General features: G+C 39.6%; 18 protein-coding genes. 6 read left to right on the top strand and 12 right to left on the bottom strand.

All coding sequences use genetic code 11. The features are described from left to right. Positions 1-121 precede the first annotated feature (121 nt). Positions 122-385, top strand: a complete 264-nt coding sequence (locus N0M92_RS00480; RefSeq protein WP_260284029.1) for a hypothetical protein — start codon at positions 122-124, stop codon at positions 383-385. A gap of 224 nt (positions 386-609) precedes the next feature. Further along, complete coding sequence (locus N0M92_RS00475) at positions 610-1,098, top strand: spore coat protein (RefSeq protein WP_260284027.1); 489 nt, start codon at positions 610-612, stop codon at positions 1,096-1,098. Between the two features lie 57 nt (positions 1,099-1,155). Here the strand turns inward: N0M92_RS00475 and N0M92_RS00470 are convergent, their stop codons facing one another. Further along, positions 1,156-1,452 (bottom strand): hypothetical protein, encoded by a 297-nt coding sequence (locus tag N0M92_RS00470; protein ID WP_260284026.1) that lies wholly within the window; start codon positions 1,450-1,452, stop codon positions 1,156-1,158. 152 nt (positions 1,453-1,604) lie between these two features. Here N0M92_RS00470 and N0M92_RS00465 point away from each other — a divergent pair, with 152 nt between their 5' ends. Further along, positions 1,605-3,878 carry an ATP-dependent helicase gene (locus N0M92_RS00465; RefSeq protein ID WP_260284024.1) on the top strand — a complete coding sequence of 758 codons (2,274 nt, stop codon included), beginning with the start codon at positions 1,605-1,607 and terminating at the stop codon, positions 3,876-3,878. Between the two features lie 250 nt (positions 3,879-4,128). Here N0M92_RS00465 and N0M92_RS00460 read toward each other — a convergent pair whose 3' ends face one another. From N0M92_RS00460 to N0M92_RS00420, 9 genes are all read right to left on the bottom strand, one after another. After that, the gene (locus tag N0M92_RS00460) at positions 4,129-4,383 is read right to left on the bottom strand and encodes a stage VI sporulation protein F (protein WP_260284023.1); all 255 of its coding nucleotides are present in this window, start codon (positions 4,381-4,383) and stop codon (positions 4,129-4,131) included. Positions 4,384-4,488: 105 nt separating this feature from the next. Then, positions 4,489-4,635: a YjcZ family sporulation protein gene (locus N0M92_RS00455; RefSeq protein ID WP_260284326.1), complete on the bottom strand. Its 147-nt coding sequence runs from the start codon at positions 4,633-4,635 to the stop codon at positions 4,489-4,491. A 101-nt stretch (positions 4,636-4,736) separates the two neighbouring features. After that, positions 4,737-5,093, bottom strand: coding sequence for a stage V sporulation protein AE (gene spoVAE / locus N0M92_RS00450; RefSeq protein ID WP_260284022.1), 357 nt, complete (start codon positions 5,091-5,093; stop codon positions 4,737-4,739). Between the two features lie 16 nt (positions 5,094-5,109). Beyond that, the gene (gene spoVAD / locus N0M92_RS00445; RefSeq protein WP_260284021.1) at positions 5,110-6,135 is read right to left on the bottom strand and encodes a stage V sporulation protein AD; all 1,026 of its coding nucleotides are present in this window, start codon (positions 6,133-6,135) and stop codon (positions 5,110-5,112) included. 3 nt (positions 6,136-6,138) lie between these two features. Continuing rightward, the gene (gene spoVAC / locus N0M92_RS00440) at positions 6,139-6,609 is read right to left on the bottom strand and encodes a stage V sporulation protein AC (protein ID WP_260284020.1); all 471 of its coding nucleotides are present in this window, start codon (positions 6,607-6,609) and stop codon (positions 6,139-6,141) included. A 15-nt stretch (positions 6,610-6,624) separates the two neighbouring features. Beyond that, positions 6,625-7,122, bottom strand: coding sequence for a YhcN/YlaJ family sporulation lipoprotein (locus N0M92_RS00435; RefSeq protein ID WP_260284019.1), 498 nt, complete (start codon positions 7,120-7,122; stop codon positions 6,625-6,627). Between the two features lie 293 nt (positions 7,123-7,415). Continuing rightward, complete coding sequence (locus N0M92_RS00430; protein ID WP_260284018.1) at positions 7,416-7,781, bottom strand: DUF1360 domain-containing protein; 366 nt, start codon at positions 7,779-7,781, stop codon at positions 7,416-7,418. A gap of 14 nt (positions 7,782-7,795) precedes the next feature. Further along, entirely contained in the window at positions 7,796-8,371 is a 576-nt protein-coding gene (locus N0M92_RS00425) for a hypothetical protein (RefSeq protein ID WP_260284017.1), read from the bottom strand. 11 nt (positions 8,372-8,382) lie between these two features. Beyond that, a complete protein-coding gene (locus tag N0M92_RS00420; protein WP_260284016.1) occupies positions 8,383-8,697 on the bottom strand; it encodes a hypothetical protein in 315 nt (104 codons plus the stop codon). Positions 8,698-8,869: 172 nt separating this feature from the next. On the opposite strand from N0M92_RS00420, the gene N0M92_RS00415 reads away from it, so the two are divergent. From N0M92_RS00415 to N0M92_RS00405, 3 genes are read left to right on the top strand one after another with little or no spacing between them, the layout of a single operon-like run. Continuing rightward, complete coding sequence (locus N0M92_RS00415) at positions 8,870-10,048, top strand: GerAB/ArcD/ProY family transporter (RefSeq protein WP_260284015.1); 1,179 nt, start codon at positions 8,870-8,872, stop codon at positions 10,046-10,048. Then, complete coding sequence (locus N0M92_RS00410; RefSeq protein WP_260284014.1) at positions 10,008-11,531, top strand: spore germination protein; 1,524 nt, start codon at positions 10,008-10,010, stop codon at positions 11,529-11,531. The genes N0M92_RS00415 and N0M92_RS00410 overlap by 41 nt, the downstream gene beginning before the upstream one ends. Beyond that, entirely contained in the window at positions 11,528-12,706 is a 1,179-nt protein-coding gene (locus N0M92_RS00405; RefSeq protein WP_260284013.1) for a Ger(x)C family spore germination protein, read from the top strand. Before N0M92_RS00410 ends, N0M92_RS00405 begins: the two co-directional genes overlap by 4 nt. Before the next feature lie 28 nt (positions 12,707-12,734). Here N0M92_RS00405 and fabI read toward each other — a convergent pair whose 3' ends face one another. Both fabI and mgtE read right to left on the bottom strand, forming a co-directional pair. Further along, positions 12,735-13,508 carry an enoyl-ACP reductase FabI gene (gene fabI, locus N0M92_RS00400; RefSeq protein ID WP_260284012.1) on the bottom strand — a complete coding sequence of 258 codons (774 nt, stop codon included), beginning with the start codon at positions 13,506-13,508 and terminating at the stop codon, positions 12,735-12,737. A 134-nt stretch (positions 13,509-13,642) separates the two neighbouring features. After that, the gene (mgtE, locus tag N0M92_RS00395; RefSeq protein ID WP_260284011.1) at positions 13,643-15,022 is read right to left on the bottom strand and encodes a magnesium transporter; all 1,380 of its coding nucleotides are present in this window, start codon (positions 15,020-15,022) and stop codon (positions 13,643-13,645) included. Positions 15,023-15,093: the final 71 nt, after the last annotated feature.

Below are 15,093 nucleotides of genomic sequence, written 5' to 3'. Positions count from 1 at the left end.
GCTTTTTTGTTCGTCCATGGACTTATATATTATTTTATAAAAAAAAAACATTTGCGTTCAATGGCAATCTCCGCAAAAATACATATTCTATATATAGAAAGCAAGAAGGAGGGAAAATTTTATGGGTAACAATGATTTTAATCTGGAGGAGTCTCAAAAAAGACTGATGGAACTGCTGGTTTCGAGGACTATGAGAAAATATGGTTTCAAAAAGGAAAAAGTCGATCTAACTGAGAGAGAAAAAAACAACCTTAAAGAAACCATTCGTCATTTACAAGAACAATCACAAAAAATCATTAACCAAGAAAAGAACATCACGGAACATGATGTTAATCCAGTTACAAATTCCATTCACAATAAATTCACGGATTCCAAAAATAAATGACGCACCATATCACCCTACTTGCTGGCGAGAAATAAGAAAACGAGACATAGCAGCACATACATTTCATTCCTAAAGCTCCAGCTTCTTTATTATTCATCCCCCACACACTAATACTTTCTCTAAGTATTTAAAAAATAGACGAATTAACTGATTTATTCGTCCAACCCGATTAATCATCAAAGCATATTTTAATAGGGAATAAAACCTAAGGAGGAAAAAACAACATGAACCAAAATGTATATCGTAGCAATTGTAACACTCATGATGATTCTGAAAGATCATGGTCAGCTCTAGATTCCGCTTCCAGACATCCCCTGACAGGATTCTGTAACGAGGAGGAAACACAGATTGACCAAGAGGCAAAACAGGATAATAATCAAGTGCAGCTTTCTGAAGAACTTATTTACATTAAAGATTCTTGTAATGTAAATGTCACTTCAACGGATGTTAAAGCGGCCCTTTCTCTACAAACTGCCCTACAAGCTGCTATCGCGGTCATCGTAAGCATTTCCATTTCAGATTCTGATAATGCTGATCGGATCACTCAAGAATTAATACAATCTTCTAATGTTCAACAAATCACGCGCCAAAAAACAATTGTTGAAAACAGCCGTGATATCGACATTACAACCACTGATGCACAAGTCGCTTTAAACATCCAACTATTACTGCAACTATTGTTAGCTCTAATCGTGGAAATTGACATTCTTTAAAAAAAATCAATACAAAAAGGACACTTCACGTGTCCTCTTTTGTCTTTCATGGAGAAACTAGACACTTTTGTTGATAAACCTTCCTTTTCCTGTCATTCCGGCCGTAAAATCTTCACTTGCCTTCATGCACATTTGATCTTTATATGTGCCTGCTCCATATGTACTTACCCGATTGTTACCTTGAATTTGTAGTAATCCTCCAATGCTTTCCCTTTCCCTTTCCAACATCTGATCAAAACGGATAGGTTGAATGGGTGCCGTTCCTTTAACAATTCTTACTTTCTCTGCAGCTTTTACAGTCCGGTTAGCATATTGAATATAATCAAATTGTGTGACAGGTGCTATGTATCCCATAGTAACCCCTCCTTATATTAAAATAGTTATGTTGTCATTCAATTACCCATCCGGAACCATAATTTAAACATGATTTCCGTATTCTTTTTTCCTAATCTTCTGGTATGATGAGTATTGCCGATATTTTTAATAGATTAGAGGTATCCATTTATATGAATCAAGCAAAATCTGGCAATGAAATCGTACATTTACATACCGTTTCAGCTGGTGAGCTGCAGACACTTTTTGAAAAAGGAAAACGTGATCAGCTTTCTTGTATCATTTGTCATAAACCAGTGAAATTATTTATTGGAATCCATGAGACACCTTATTTTTATCATAGTGACCCGTCGCAGGGACCCTGTGAAATACCCATTTCAGAACCGATGAACGAGGACAAGCCATTAGAATATATGGAACAGAATGGATTTAGGATTCCAACATCTCGAACCATTACGGAAACGAAAACCATTACAGAACCTTTCCTTAAAAGCCGTCCCATAACCGGCAATCCGAAATATTCAGATAAACCATTTGGTCTTTCACAATCAGAGGAACCATACTTTCAAGAATTATCATCATCAGGGGTTGTACTCGATGCAGAGCAACTCAAGGCGGTAATGACGATCGATGGTCCAATTCTCGTCCTTTCAGGAGCAGGCAGCGGGAAAACCCGCGTATTGACGGTACGCACTGCCTATATGCTTACAGTGAAAAAAATTGATCCAAAAAGTATCATGCTTGTAACTTTTACGGCAAAATCCGCAAAGGAAATGCAGCAGCGTCTGCTCGGCTATCCCTATATGACGCCTTCCCTTGTTTCACAAATCGTTAGCGGGACCTTTCATAGCATCTTTTATAAAATCCTCATTTTCCATGAACCAGCCAAATGGCAGCGCGATTTTTTATTGAAGTGGGAATGGGAAAAAGAAAAGGTATTGAAACAGGCTGGAAGGGAATTGGAACTTGATGATAAGGAATTTGCATATGATCAAGCCCTTCAGCAAATCGGACTTTGGAAAAACTCTTTGGCCTTTCCAGAAGATATTCACCCTAAGGACGATTGGGAGAAATCGTGTTTATTTTTATATAAGAAATATGAAGAATATAAACAGCAAACAGGGAAGTATGATTTTGATGATATGCTTGTAGGCTGTTATGTATTTTTAAAAAATCACCCGGATTTTTTAAAGAAATATCAGCAAAGGTTTAACTACTTTTTGGTAGATGAATTTCAGGATATCAATAAAGTTCAATATGAATTGATAAAACTCCTCTCTGCTGAATCAAAAAATGTATGTGCAGTTGGAGATGATGATCAATCCATCTATTCATTCCGAGGAAGCGATCCGAAGTATATTTTGAATTTCAATCATGATTTCCCTCAATCCCAAGTTGTGAAGCTGACGGAGAATTACCGCTCCTCCCATGAAATTGTCGCTACAGCGAACCGATTGATCAAGCGCAACCAGAACCGGATGGAAAAAAAGATGAGGGCACAACATGATTCAGGAAACCCTCCTGTTTTATTTTATCCTTATGATGAGGAATTGGAAGCAACGATGATCGTATCCGATATCCAAGAAAAAATATCCAAGGGAGCAAACCCTGGGGACTTTGCAGTATTGTACAGGACACATACGATGTCCAGGGCCATTTTTGAACGGCTAGCCGCTTCCAACCTGCCATTCGTCATTGAAAAGGATGCGGATTCGTTTTATCAGCGCAAGGTCATCCGCGGCATGCTTGCCTTTATGCGCTTGAGTTTGTTTCCTCATGACAGCAAGGCAGCATCAGATGTCCTTTCCTCCTTATTCTTAAAGCAAAGTATATTACAGGAGTTAAAAGCAATGACAATATTGCAGGATTGTGATTTTATCGATGCATTTGCTTTTGTTAAGACAGGACATGCTTTTCAAGAACGAAAATTAAAAACGATTCCAGGACAGATCCGCTCTTTAAAAATTATGTCGCCACTCGTAGCTTTAGAAATCATCGAGAAAGATTTAGGATACCAGGAATATGTAAAAAAACGCGGGAATGATGCGAACCTGGAAAAAGGATCCGATGACATCCGTGACTTAAAGGTGGCAGCAAATCGTTTTCCCACCGTCGCCGCTTTCCTTGAACATGTCGATCATATGACTGCGATGGTGCAAGAGATTAAACAGCTATCGAAACATTTTAAGGATGCCATACAGCTTACCACCATACACCGTTCCAAAGGGCTTGAATATAACACGGTTTATGTTCTTGCTGCTGTCGATGGCAGCATTCCTCATGATTTCGCACTTGAATCTTACCGTAAAGGGGAACTATCCCCTCTTGAAGAGGAAAGACGATTGCTCTATGTAGCGGCAACCAGGGCTAAAAAGGACCTTTACCTTTCCATCCTGCAAACTAGACGCGGACGGACCGCCCATCCATCACGTTTTTTGAAGCTTTGACCAAAAGCTGATGCTCTCCATCTTGGGAAATGGAAGGATAAAACAAGATGGTCTTATACTTAGATTTTTACTGTTTTATGAAACCCTTACTAAAATAAGAAATTTGCGACACTCCTGCCGAAAAACGAACTTGTCGGAACACTGCTAGATGCTTATGGCGAGGAGGTTTGGCAGGCAGTCGGCAAATTTCTGGAAGCAACTGCAACTTTTTTAAAAAAAACTGAAGGCCTGCATGATAGCAGGCCTTTTTTCACTTTTTATTTATCATATTAGAAATAGTACCGAAATCCAGTTTATTCCCTTCAGCTACGATGGAATGGACGATTTTATCTTCCATTTCCTTATTGACCGGTTTGTTCGCTATTTTTGAAACACGCTTAATGACATTTCTAACAGTTGTTTCATCTTTGAAATTGGCTCCTTGCAGCGAGTTTGCCAATTCTAATACATCTTTCATATTTACGCCCGTTTTACCTTCTATGTTCTTAAAAAAGTTATTATCCATACCTAAGCCCCTCCCTTTTCTGTACCTATCCTATGGCATTATCAGAAAAATGGTGCTAGGCCCAAACAAAAAAAGAATAGGCTTCTTCTGCCTATTCCTTTTACCTTAGCAGCAGAAAGAAGCCCCTACAATGATTAATAGAATAAACAATACAACGATTATCGCAAAAGTGGAACCGCCACCGTAGCCATAACCGCCGCCGTAGCCATAACCGCCGCCGCCACAACAACCGTAGCCACCAAAACCAAACATACATATCACCTCGCTCTCGCTAAAGCTTACTGATAACATATGTAGGTCTGGACAAATATGTATAGGCCATGTCCTAGTCCAGGCTGCCTATTTCCGCTTATTCATCCTTTTGGCCTAAAAACCAAAGCTCCGATGAATCCAAAGACGATTGCAGCAGAGATACCGGAACTCGTAATTTCAAACATACCTGTCAGTACGCCAACGATCCCATGTTTTTCTGATTCCATCATCGCCCCGTTCACCAGCGAGTTCCCAAACGAAACGATCGGTACGGTTGCTCCAGCACCGGCAAAGTCAATTAGAGGCGCATATAAATCAAATCCGCCAAGAACAGCTCCTATTACAACGAACAAGCTTAACGTATGTGCCGGTGTCAGCTTAGCAACATCGAAAAGAAGCTGGCCGACGACACAGATCAAGCCACCGATGACAAAGGCCCAAAAAAACATTGCTAACATCCAAATCTCTCCTTTTTCATGAATTCATCCCATATTCAATGGCCACCGCATGGGCAATGCACGGAATCGAATCTTTTTGCTGGACGGAAAGTGGTGACAATAATGCTCCTGTTGCGACAAGCAGGATTTTTTTATATTTGCCAGAAATCATCTCATTTAATATATGACCGTATAAAACCACTGCCGAACATCCCGCACCGCTCCCGCCAGCCAAAACAGGCTGATCCTTTTTAAAAATCATCAATCCGCAATCCTTGAATTTTTCCTGATTGATGTCACAGCCCTTTTGCTTTAATAAGTCAATCGCTGTCTTCCACCCAATTTGACCTAAATCACCAGTAATGATGAAATCATAATCATCCGGGGTCAAACCAGTATCTTTGAAATGGGCAAGTATCGTATCGACGGCTGCCGGGGCCATTGCTCCCCCCATATTGAAAGGATCTTTCAATCCCATGTCAATGACCTTCCCGATAGTGGCCGAGACAATGTGGGGAAATTCCCCTTGCTTGCTTCCATCAGGAGCAACCAGCGCCACCCCCGCTCCGGTTATCGTCCATTGAGCTGTAGGTGGTTTTTGCCCTCCATATTCAGTTGGATAGCGAAATTGTTTTTCTACAGCTGCATTGTGGCTCGAGGCACCTGTCAACACATAGTTAGCCCCGCCATAATTAGTGATGAAGGCAGCTAGAGCAAGCCCTTCCATTGAAGTGGAACAGGCTCCAAACAAGCCGAAGTATGGAATCCCATTAGTTCTGGCTGCAAAGCTTGTAGGTGTAATCTGATTGATTAAATCACCCGCCAAAAAAAATTGTACCTGTTCCTTGTTGATCTTACCTTTTTCCAATGCGAGCTCAACCGCTTTTTCCATCAAATGTCGATGTGCCTTCTCATATGATTCCTGCTCCATCCACAAATCGCTGTATAGGATATCGAAATCACCCGCGATTTCTCCATTTGCTTCAAATGGCCCGCCTGTTACCCCTGTTTCCAAGATGACCGGTTTATTGGTAAACATCCATGTTTGTTCTCCCTTTAACACCGCTTAGCCCCCACTCATTTGATAAATTGTTTTTATCAACGCCACGACAAAGGCTGAAAATACTCCAAATAAAATGACAGATCCGGCCAATTTAAACATATTGGATCCAACACCAAGTACAAAACCTTCCGTCCGATGTTCGATTGCTGCCGAAATGACTGCGTTACCGAATCCGGTGACAGGGACGGCACTTCCTGCTCCAGCAAACTGGCCAATGCGGTCATAAAATCCGAAACCGGTCATCAAAAGGGCCAGGAACACCATGGTGGCAGTTGTAGGACCACCGGCTGTCTGTTCCGTAAAGTTGAAAAAGTAAATATAGAAGTAGGAAATGGCTTGTCCGACCACGCAGAAAATGCCACCTACTAAAAAGGCTTTCAAACAATTCTTCACTATTGGTCTTTTAATTTCATGCTTCCCTTGGAGCTCTTGATACGCATTCTGCTGTGGGGTCGTTTTCTCTTTGCCGCTCATAGCTGAACCTCTCTTCTAAATTAATTCTTTTTGAAGTTCTTCAATTTCCTTGAACTTCTTCCTTGCCTTTTTCTCGGGTACATCTTTTTCTTTGAGTAACTCATTCAATCTTACAGATTCCAAAAAGATTTTATAATCGCTCGATACGATAAAATCATTTTCGGGAAACTTCTCTTCCAGATTTTTAGTCACGGTCTTTTCAATCTTCTTCATATGAAAACGTTGCAGATGCTTAACTTTATAAGCGACGATAATCTTTTTTTCGTTTTTCACGACGATTACGTCATAGATGGAGTCTTCATTAGCAACTGTTTCCTTGACCTTTGAGATCAGTCCCTTTTCATCCTTCCCATCCATTCCATTAATGATATCCATCGGTTCAGGATTCGTACGCTTAATCATTGCTAAATTCTCCGTTTTTCCATCATTATGATTGCTGCATCCAGTAAGCACATACAAAACAACCAGAAAAACCAGCAAGCTGCCCTTAAAATATCTTCCTTGTCTGAACATAGATTCACATCCTAATTTTTCGTTCTATTGTTATTTTCTTGTTTAATTGTTTTTTTATGAATGGTAGGATTAGGAAATAAAAAAACCTTTCCGAAATGGAAAGGTTTTTTCAAAAATCAATAGCCTTTATTTTTATAGTTATTATTACAGCCACAGTCTTTCTTGATTTTGACCGGTTGATCTTTTTTAATCGGTTTTGCATAAGCCCATGGATTCTGTTTCTGATTCAATTTATGACTCCTCCTTTAAGTTCTATACCATACTATATGAACGAAGAGACAAGTTGTTTCCAATCAAATGTCCATAAATTTGCTGATTATTACCTCAATGATTGCGCCTACTGCTGCTACGGCAAGGATAAATGTCAATACGTCGCCAATAAACCAATGTTGGATATAAAGGAAAACAAGAAAAAGGCTAACCCAGACACCCACGCACCAAAAACAGCTTAGCAATTGTCCAATCCAGCCAAGCAGGCCCTTCTCCTTGGGCATTAAAAATATTTCCACATCCCCTTCTTCATTTTTTTCCTCAATCTCTTTAAAAAAGGGGCGGCGCAGCGGCTCCATGATTTTATCGAAAACAATCAAACGTGTCAGCCTGAAGGAAGCCAATCCTAATATTATAAATAAGGTAAATTCATTTTGTGGGGGAAACATTTAATATTGCTCCTTCACTTAGGTACTTCAATTATTTTGGCATCGATGATATCCGGCAGGTCCACGAAACGAATATGCTTCCCTCTTTTAATCTTCACTGATTCCCCCTTCATTCCCAACACATGAAACTGAATCGTTTTTCCGTTTACAATAGCCTCACATAATGGCTTGGGAAAACCTTGATGATTGGATAGGCGGGAAATGATGTCGCGGGAAGATTCTTTCTTCTCCGCCTTTTTCCTTTTTCTCTTAACTGGTTTTTCGTTTTCTGGTTCTATTTGTTCAGGATGTTCCATTTGTTCAACCGGAGTTTGCTCAGGTGCATATTGTTCGGTGATTTTTCTTAATCCCGTAATCTCTTTTTCAATTTCCATCATGGCATCATAAACACCGAATTCCCGTTTGACTTTTTCGATTTTTTCTTCATTTTGCTCGGTTTCCTGTAGTTCGGGTTCAGGCTCAACGCTGTCTTGAGGTGTAGCTTTTTTCGTTCGAAAATCACTTTGCATATTCCCACGCTGATCTGATATTTTTGCTTGATCGACATATAAAAGTGGTTTGGATTCCTTATCGCCATTTTTCTCTGACATGAAAACCCTCCTTAATATTTCAGGATATCCACAGACTGGAGCTGCTCCATATGGTATTGGACAACTTTTTTCCCGAATTTATGCCTTATGAACAAACTGGACTCTTTTTTTTGTTCCAATTTCCCAAACAGTGTACGGTCATTGATGATGAACTTACAAACAGGTTTAGGTGCAAAGGCTGGAAGCCGGGACAACAGCTCCACCAATTCCTCTGCAGTATATGAAGTGCTGATATTTTTTTCAGTCAAATCAATATGTCTCTTCAGCGGATTGTGTATGGTTTGTTTTCCAACGGCACTAGGCATACCAACTTTCTTCACGTCCATGATTCCCCTCCTTCTTTTTCACGAATAGGGTTGAAAGCAGGTTTTTGCCGATCCTCGCAAATAATGAATATCCTCTATGTATCATTTATATGAGATTCGCCCTTCTTTATGCTGAAGATGTGCCGCTCCCTAAAAAAAGGACATCAACTTATCTTGGATATGTTGGGGATTAATGGAGAAAACTAAAGATATCGATTTATTGAAGGAGTATATGAAGATGAAAAAAAGCGGAAAGATTTCAACCGTACAACTATCTTTAATCATGATGACGGCTGTCGGCTTGAAAAATCATGTAACGATTCTTCCTCATTTGTTACAGGCGACCAAAAGGGATGCGTGGATTTCTGTTCTACTTGCTCTTGGCCTGATTTTGATTTGGTGTTTTCTCTTATTCTATATCCATAAAGCCACAGCCCAGACAAATATATTTGTCTGGGTGGAAAAAAATATTGGGAAGGTAACAGGCAGGATTTTATCCTTTACCATGAGTCTCTTTTTCGCTTTTTTGGCTGCGGTTTCATTAAAAGAGATGGTTGTATGGACAAATATTTCCTATTTGCCCATAACTCCTTCGATATATGAAATCATCTTATTTACTGGTTTATGCTTTTTCCTTGCCTCAACAAACATACAAACGATCGCTATTACAAATACATTTGTATTGATGGCCGTCCTTGTGTTTGGCTTTTTTGTTGCAATCACGAACATACAATTTAAAGATTATTCACTTTTGAAACCCATCCTTGAAAATGGATGGTCCCCTGTCTTTGCAGGTATTATTTATCCCTTGTCTGGCCTTATCGAATTGATTGTCATACTTTTAATGCAGCAAAAAGTCCATGGAAAACTAAAATTCAAGGTTTTTGCTATAAATTCCATCATCCTTACATGGCTTATTCTTGGGCCGCTTATTGGCTCCATTGTAGAATTCGGCCCAGTCGAAGCCGCAAGGCAAAAGTTTCCTGCCTTTGAGCAGTGGGGATTAGTCACATTAGGGAGATTCATTGAGCATCTTGATTTCTTGTCGATTTATCAATGGTTAACAGGAGCCTTTATTCGTGTTTCCTTTTTCCTATTTTTATCACTCGAAGTACTATCCATTAAAAAGAAGCGAAACAAAATCATATTGCTCCTAACCTATTCTATTTTCCTTATCATTTCTACTTCATTTAGCTTCAGTGATGTTGTTCTATATTCCTTTATAAAAACATTTGTTTTACCGATTACCTTATTTTTCTTTTTAGCCGTTTCCATCCTTTTAAGTTTATTTGTTTTGTTTAGTAATCGAAGAAAAAGGAGGTCCACATCCGATGTTCAAAAAAAAGAACCGACAACCATCCAGTCCGAATAGGAAACTGGAAAAACCGGATAAACTCATGATAAAAAATGAATCCGATTTAAAAGAAATTTTTCAAAACTCAGGAGATGTTTTTTTTCAAACCAGTGTATATCGTGATGAATCACCGATAAAAATTACAGTAATTGGATGTGAGGGACTTGTCGATACTGAATTATTAAATAATCTCGTATTTGAAAGGCTAACATTATTTTTCGAAAAATATCCAAGAGGGAAAATAACAATTAACGAAATAAAAGCTTCACTTTATCTTCCACAACTTACTGAAGTGAATACAAAGGAGAATTTGTTCGCAGATATCTACTCCGGAAGATTGTTACTTTACATAGAAGAATTCGGTTTTTTGTTATCTGTAAACATAGCAAATCGCCCTCAACGTAATCCAGAGGAAACATCGTCAGAAGTAACGATAAAAGGACCGAGAGATAATTTTATTGAAGATTTGTCCATCAATGTGGCTTTAATCAGGAAGAGAATGCGTACAAATTCTTTAAGCGTTAAATACTTCGAGGTGGGCAGGAGAACTTTGGCTAAAGTCGCTGTTTTATATATGGAGGACATATCTAATCCTGATATGGTTCAAGAAATATCTCGGAAAATTGAAGCAATTGATGTGGATGGGATATATGGAGGCAATCAATTTATGGGATTGATTGAAGAGCAACCTGCAATACTTTTTCCAAGGCATGACTATTCGGGAAAACCGGATTTTGCCGTACAATGCCTGTTAAAAGGAAGGGTTTTAATTTTAATTGATGGTGTTGCCTACACAATGATTACACCCATTAACCTCTTCATTGTCTTAAAAACATCCGAAGACAATGAATACACGTCCATTTACGCTTCATTTGAAAGGGTCCTTCGATTATTCGGCATTTTTATTGCTGCTCTATTACCAGGTTTTTGGGTCGCTTTAACCACCTTTCATCAAGACCAGCTCCCGCTGATATTACTAGCCACAGTAGTGGAATCAAGAAGGGGTCTGCCACTTCCCACCTCACTTGAAGCCATTACGATGGTCATCGTCTTTGAAATATTCAAAGAAGCCGGGATGCGATTACCTACATCGATTGGTCCAACATTAAGTGTATTGGGCGCTTTAATTATTGGGGATGCCGCGATCCGTTCCGGTTTAACAAGTCCTGCCATGCTTGTTGTGATTGCAGGCTCAGCTGTAGCTACTTTTACACTCGTCAATCAATCGATCATTGGGGTCATTAGCTTAATTAGGCTGGTTGCTATTATTTCCGCCTCTCTTTTAGGTCTTTTCTCATTCATCCTTTTAGCGCTATTTCTCTGTGCGTATGTGAGTAATATACGAATATTAGGTGTTCCCTATATGGAAGTAACTGCTAACTTAAGTTGGTCCAATATTGCAAAAACACTTTTTAGAGTTCCTTCCGCTTTGAATAAAAAACGCCCTTCTATCTTTTCTTCTAAAGACCCCACGAGGAAAGGTGATGATGGAAAAAAATGAGGTACAGATTCATTCTAATACTATTAAGTGTTTCCTTTCTCTCTGGTTGCTGGGATTCAAATGAACCTGAACGACTTGTTTATGCAAATGGATTGGGGATCGATTATAAAGACGGAAAGGTCGTCGCTCACCTTCAAATCATTAATCTGCAAGGGCTGGCAAAATCCGAATCAGGTGGGGATCCCAGTACCCTAAACGCTGCAGATGTCGGAAGTGCTACTGGAGATACTCTCGATGAAGCCTTGTTTAATTTATATCATACGTCAGATCGACGTATTTATTGGGGACATCTTTCTTTTGTTATTTTATCGGAAGAAGCCATTAAAACTGGAAACTTCAAATATACGCTTGATTTATTGGACCGTTATCGCGAAACACGCTACCGAATTTACTTTTTTATGACTAAGGGTGCGGTTAAAGATGCCATGCTTATTTCCCCTATCGAAAACATTTCCTTGGCTTTTTCAAAATTAAGCGATCCAAAGGGGAACTATAATCAAAGCTCTTTTATCCCACCGATAAATTTAAGAGAGATTCTCATTGAGCTGGACGAACCTGCTTATTACGTTTCAATTCCCCAACTAAAGATTACGGAGCAATGGACCGGGCAGAAAGAAAAAAAGAAGGCTTTATTAATGGATAACATCGCTGTTATTTCAGAAAATAAAATAATGACCATTCTGCCTAAAAAGGTGATGAATGGTGCAAGATTAGTGAACAAACATTTTGTTCGTGATAACGTTACCCTTTTCTCTGGAACGGAAAGGGAAACATCAATTATTGTGTTCGAAAAGAAGGCTAAGATAACACCTATCGTAGAAAAAAACGGAAAAGTTCGTTTTCATATAAAAATGAAGATTAAAGCAAGTGTTGACATGTTGAAAAAGGGCATAACACACAAAGAATATGAAGAAGAATTAATACGCTCTATCAAGAAAGAAATAAAATACACATATCAATATACACAAAAAAGAGGGCTGGACCTGTTTAGGTTATCGAATACACTTTATCGAGAGGATATTAAAACTTGGAGAAAAATCGAAACAGGAGGAAGGATCCCTTTAGATGAAGATTCGATTAAGTCGATTAAAATCGAAGTAATTCTTCAAGATACCGGAAAACAAACATTAACACCAATCTTTGATGGACAGGATGATAACAGTTCAAAAAATTAAAAAGGGGACCTTAAAGAGTCCCCTTTTATCATCCAATTATATGATAACCGGAGTCCACATGGATATTTTCCCCGGTAATTCCGCGGGACATGTCACTTAATAAAAATACTGCCGTATCCCCTACTTCTTCCGGAGTCGTTGTACGACGGAGCGGTGCTTCTTCCTCAATTTTCTTTAAAATTGTATTGAAGTCACGGACACCTTTAGCGGATAAGGTACGGATTGGACCGGCCGAAATTGCATTCACTCGGATGTTATCTTTGCCAAGATCACTTGACAGGTAACGGACATTGGCTTCCAGCGAGGCCTTAGCCACTCCCATTACATTATAATTTGGCATGACCCGTTCACCGCCAAGATACGTCATTGTGACGATGCTGCCGCCTTCAGTCATGATTTCCTTCGCCGCTTTAGCTACAGCCGTCAAAGAGAATGAACTGATATTATGGGCAAGCAAGAACCCTTCACGGCTCGTGTTGACGAACTCACCGTCCAGCTCTTCCTTGTTAGCAAATGCGACACTGTGTACCACGCCATGAATGATACCTGTTTCTTCCTTAATCGCCGCAAAACATTCATCAATGCTTTCATCCTTCGTTACATCACATTGTAAAATGGTGGAAGGCTCCCCTTCCAATGTAGAAGATAGTTCCTTAACGCTTTTTTCCGTACGGTCTTTACCGTAAGTGAAAATCAGCTTTGCACCTGCTTTATGTAAGGAACGGGCAACTCCCCATGCAATACTTCTTTTATTCGCAACACCCATTATGACAAACGTTTTTCCTTCTAATGAAAAAGTCATCGTATGTGACCTCCTATTTTTAATACAAGTTATTAGTACCTGCTACTAATGATAGTATATCAAAATTCCTTTGATAAAAACACCGTTTTCTAAAGTCCTGAGGGAATGGCCCTCCAAAGAGGGCCTACTTTGACTTATAGTAGATAGCCCATTAATAATGTTGCTAATCCGAAATAAATAAGAATACTGATAAGGTCGTTGATTGTTGTAATGAAAGGACCTGAAGCTACCGCTGGGTCGATTTTCATTTTATGCATGAGAAGCGGGACGATTGAACCGGCAAGTGTGGCAACGATCAGAGTTATAAAGATGGAAATACCAACCAATAACCCTAACATTAAATCATCTTGCCAAAAATATACAATGAAAATGATGGCAATTCCGCATGTCAGGCCAATAATAAGGCCAGTTCCAGCCTCTCGAAGGACCAGTTTCCACTTGCTTTCCTGTTCTAATTCACCTGTGGCGATTCCTCTGACCGCTACTGCCAAGGCTTGTGTTCCTGTATTTCCAGCCATGCCGCCAATCAATGGAATAAATACAGCAAGAATCGCTTTTTGGCTTAGTGTCTCTTCGAATCGGCCGATCAAACTTGCAGTCAGCAAGCCTAAAAACAAAAGGATGACCAACCATGGCAGCCGTTTTTTTGCAGCGGAAAATGGACTCTTATCAACATGATCAAGATCAGAGATACCTGCCAATTTAGAATAGTCATCGGATGCCTCTTCATCCATGACGTCAATGATATCATCAACGGTTATAATCCCTAATAAATGGTTTTGGAAATCGACGACCGGCACGGCAAGGAAGTTATAGTCCCTTATTTTTCGTGCCACCTCTTCCTGGTCCTCAGATACAGGGACGGAAACTACCCTGTCATCCATTAAATCACCGATTAAAGCATCTTCATCAGCAATGATCAATGTCCTGAGCGATAAAACACCAAGCAGCTTCTTATCCTGATCGGTAACGAACACATAATAAATCGTTTCCGCTTCCGGAGCTTCCCTTTTTAAAATCTGCATGGCTGATCGAGCGGTTTCATTTGCTTCAATGGCAATGAATTCTGTCGTCATGATACTACCTGCCGTAGATTCCTCATAGTTCAGAAGCTCCTGAATTTCACTTGCCGCTTCATCATCCATGATGGTCAAATAGCTGACGGCCTGCTCATCATTGATTTCATTCAGGACGTCAGCCGCATCATCCGCATACATATGGGAAAGCATATCGGCTGCATAAGAAGGATTCATTTCAGCCAACAGGCTTTCGTAATCCTCTTCATCAATTTCTATATTTTCAAAAAGGTCCGCCATTTCTTCCGGTGACAAATATGTGTAAACGACGGATCTGAATTCATCTGACAAGCTTGTATAAAATTGAGCCTGATCATATGGATGCATTTCAAGGAACTCCGTACGGAACTGATCTAGACTTTCCGTTTTAAGCGCTTCAAGCAAAAGCTCGTTATTCATTTGACTATTCTCCCGCTCCCGTTCCTTCATCTCCTCCATAACCATACACCTCCTAAAACATATTTTTTCATTTCCTCGTTTATATTTTATTTTTTTAAATAATACTATAC

The organism is Peribacillus aracenensis (assembly GCF_025175645.1).
Taxonomy (GTDB): domain Bacteria; phylum Bacillota; class Bacilli; order Bacillales; family DSM-1321; genus Peribacillus; species Peribacillus aracenensis.
This window is presented reverse-complemented; position numbering and strand designations above follow the sequence as displayed.

Bases quoted from the DNA above. Each gene is read 5' to 3' on its own strand.
- N0M92_RS00480 (WP_260284029.1), top strand. From the start codon at position 122: ATGGGTAACAATGATTTTAATCTGGAGGAGTCTCAAAAAAGACTGATG.
- N0M92_RS00475 (WP_260284027.1), top strand. From the start codon at position 610: ATGAACCAAAATGTATATCGTAGCAATTGTAACACTCATGATGATTCT.
- N0M92_RS00470 (WP_260284026.1), bottom strand. From the start codon at position 1,452: ATGGGATACATAGCACCTGTCACACAATTTGATTATATTCAATATGCT.
- N0M92_RS00465 (WP_260284024.1), top strand. From the start codon at position 1,605: ATGAATCAAGCAAAATCTGGCAATGAAATCGTACATTTACATACCGTT.
- N0M92_RS00460 (WP_260284023.1), bottom strand. From the start codon at position 4,383: ATGGATAATAACTTTTTTAAGAACATAGAAGGTAAAACGGGCGTAAAT.
- N0M92_RS00455 (WP_260284326.1), bottom strand. From the start codon at position 4,635: ATGTTTGGTTTTGGTGGCTACGGTTGTTGTGGCGGCGGCGGTTATGGC.
- spoVAE (WP_260284022.1), bottom strand. From the start codon at position 5,093: ATGTTAGCAATGTTTTTTTGGGCCTTTGTCATCGGTGGCTTGATCTGT.
- spoVAC (WP_260284020.1), bottom strand. From the start codon at position 6,609: ATGAGCGGCAAAGAGAAAACGACCCCACAGCAGAATGCGTATCAAGAG.
- N0M92_RS00435 (WP_260284019.1), bottom strand. From the start codon at position 7,122: ATGTTCAGACAAGGAAGATATTTTAAGGGCAGCTTGCTGGTTTTTCTG.
- N0M92_RS00430 (WP_260284018.1), bottom strand. From the start codon at position 7,781: ATGTTTCCCCCACAAAATGAATTTACCTTATTTATAATATTAGGATTG.
- N0M92_RS00425 (WP_260284017.1), bottom strand. From the start codon at position 8,371: ATGTCAGAGAAAAATGGCGATAAGGAATCCAAACCACTTTTATATGTC.
- N0M92_RS00420 (WP_260284016.1), bottom strand. From the start codon at position 8,697: ATGGACGTGAAGAAAGTTGGTATGCCTAGTGCCGTTGGAAAACAAACC.
- N0M92_RS00415 (WP_260284015.1), top strand. From the start codon at position 8,870: ATGGAGAAAACTAAAGATATCGATTTATTGAAGGAGTATATGAAGATG.
- N0M92_RS00410 (WP_260284014.1), top strand. From the start codon at position 10,008: ATGTTCAAAAAAAAGAACCGACAACCATCCAGTCCGAATAGGAAACTG.
- N0M92_RS00405 (WP_260284013.1), top strand. From the start codon at position 11,528: ATGAGGTACAGATTCATTCTAATACTATTAAGTGTTTCCTTTCTCTCT.
- fabI (WP_260284012.1), bottom strand. From the start codon at position 13,508: ATGACTTTTTCATTAGAAGGAAAAACGTTTGTCATAATGGGTGTTGCG.
- mgtE (WP_260284011.1), bottom strand. From the start codon at position 15,022: ATGGAGGAGATGAAGGAACGGGAGCGGGAGAATAGTCAAATGAATAAC.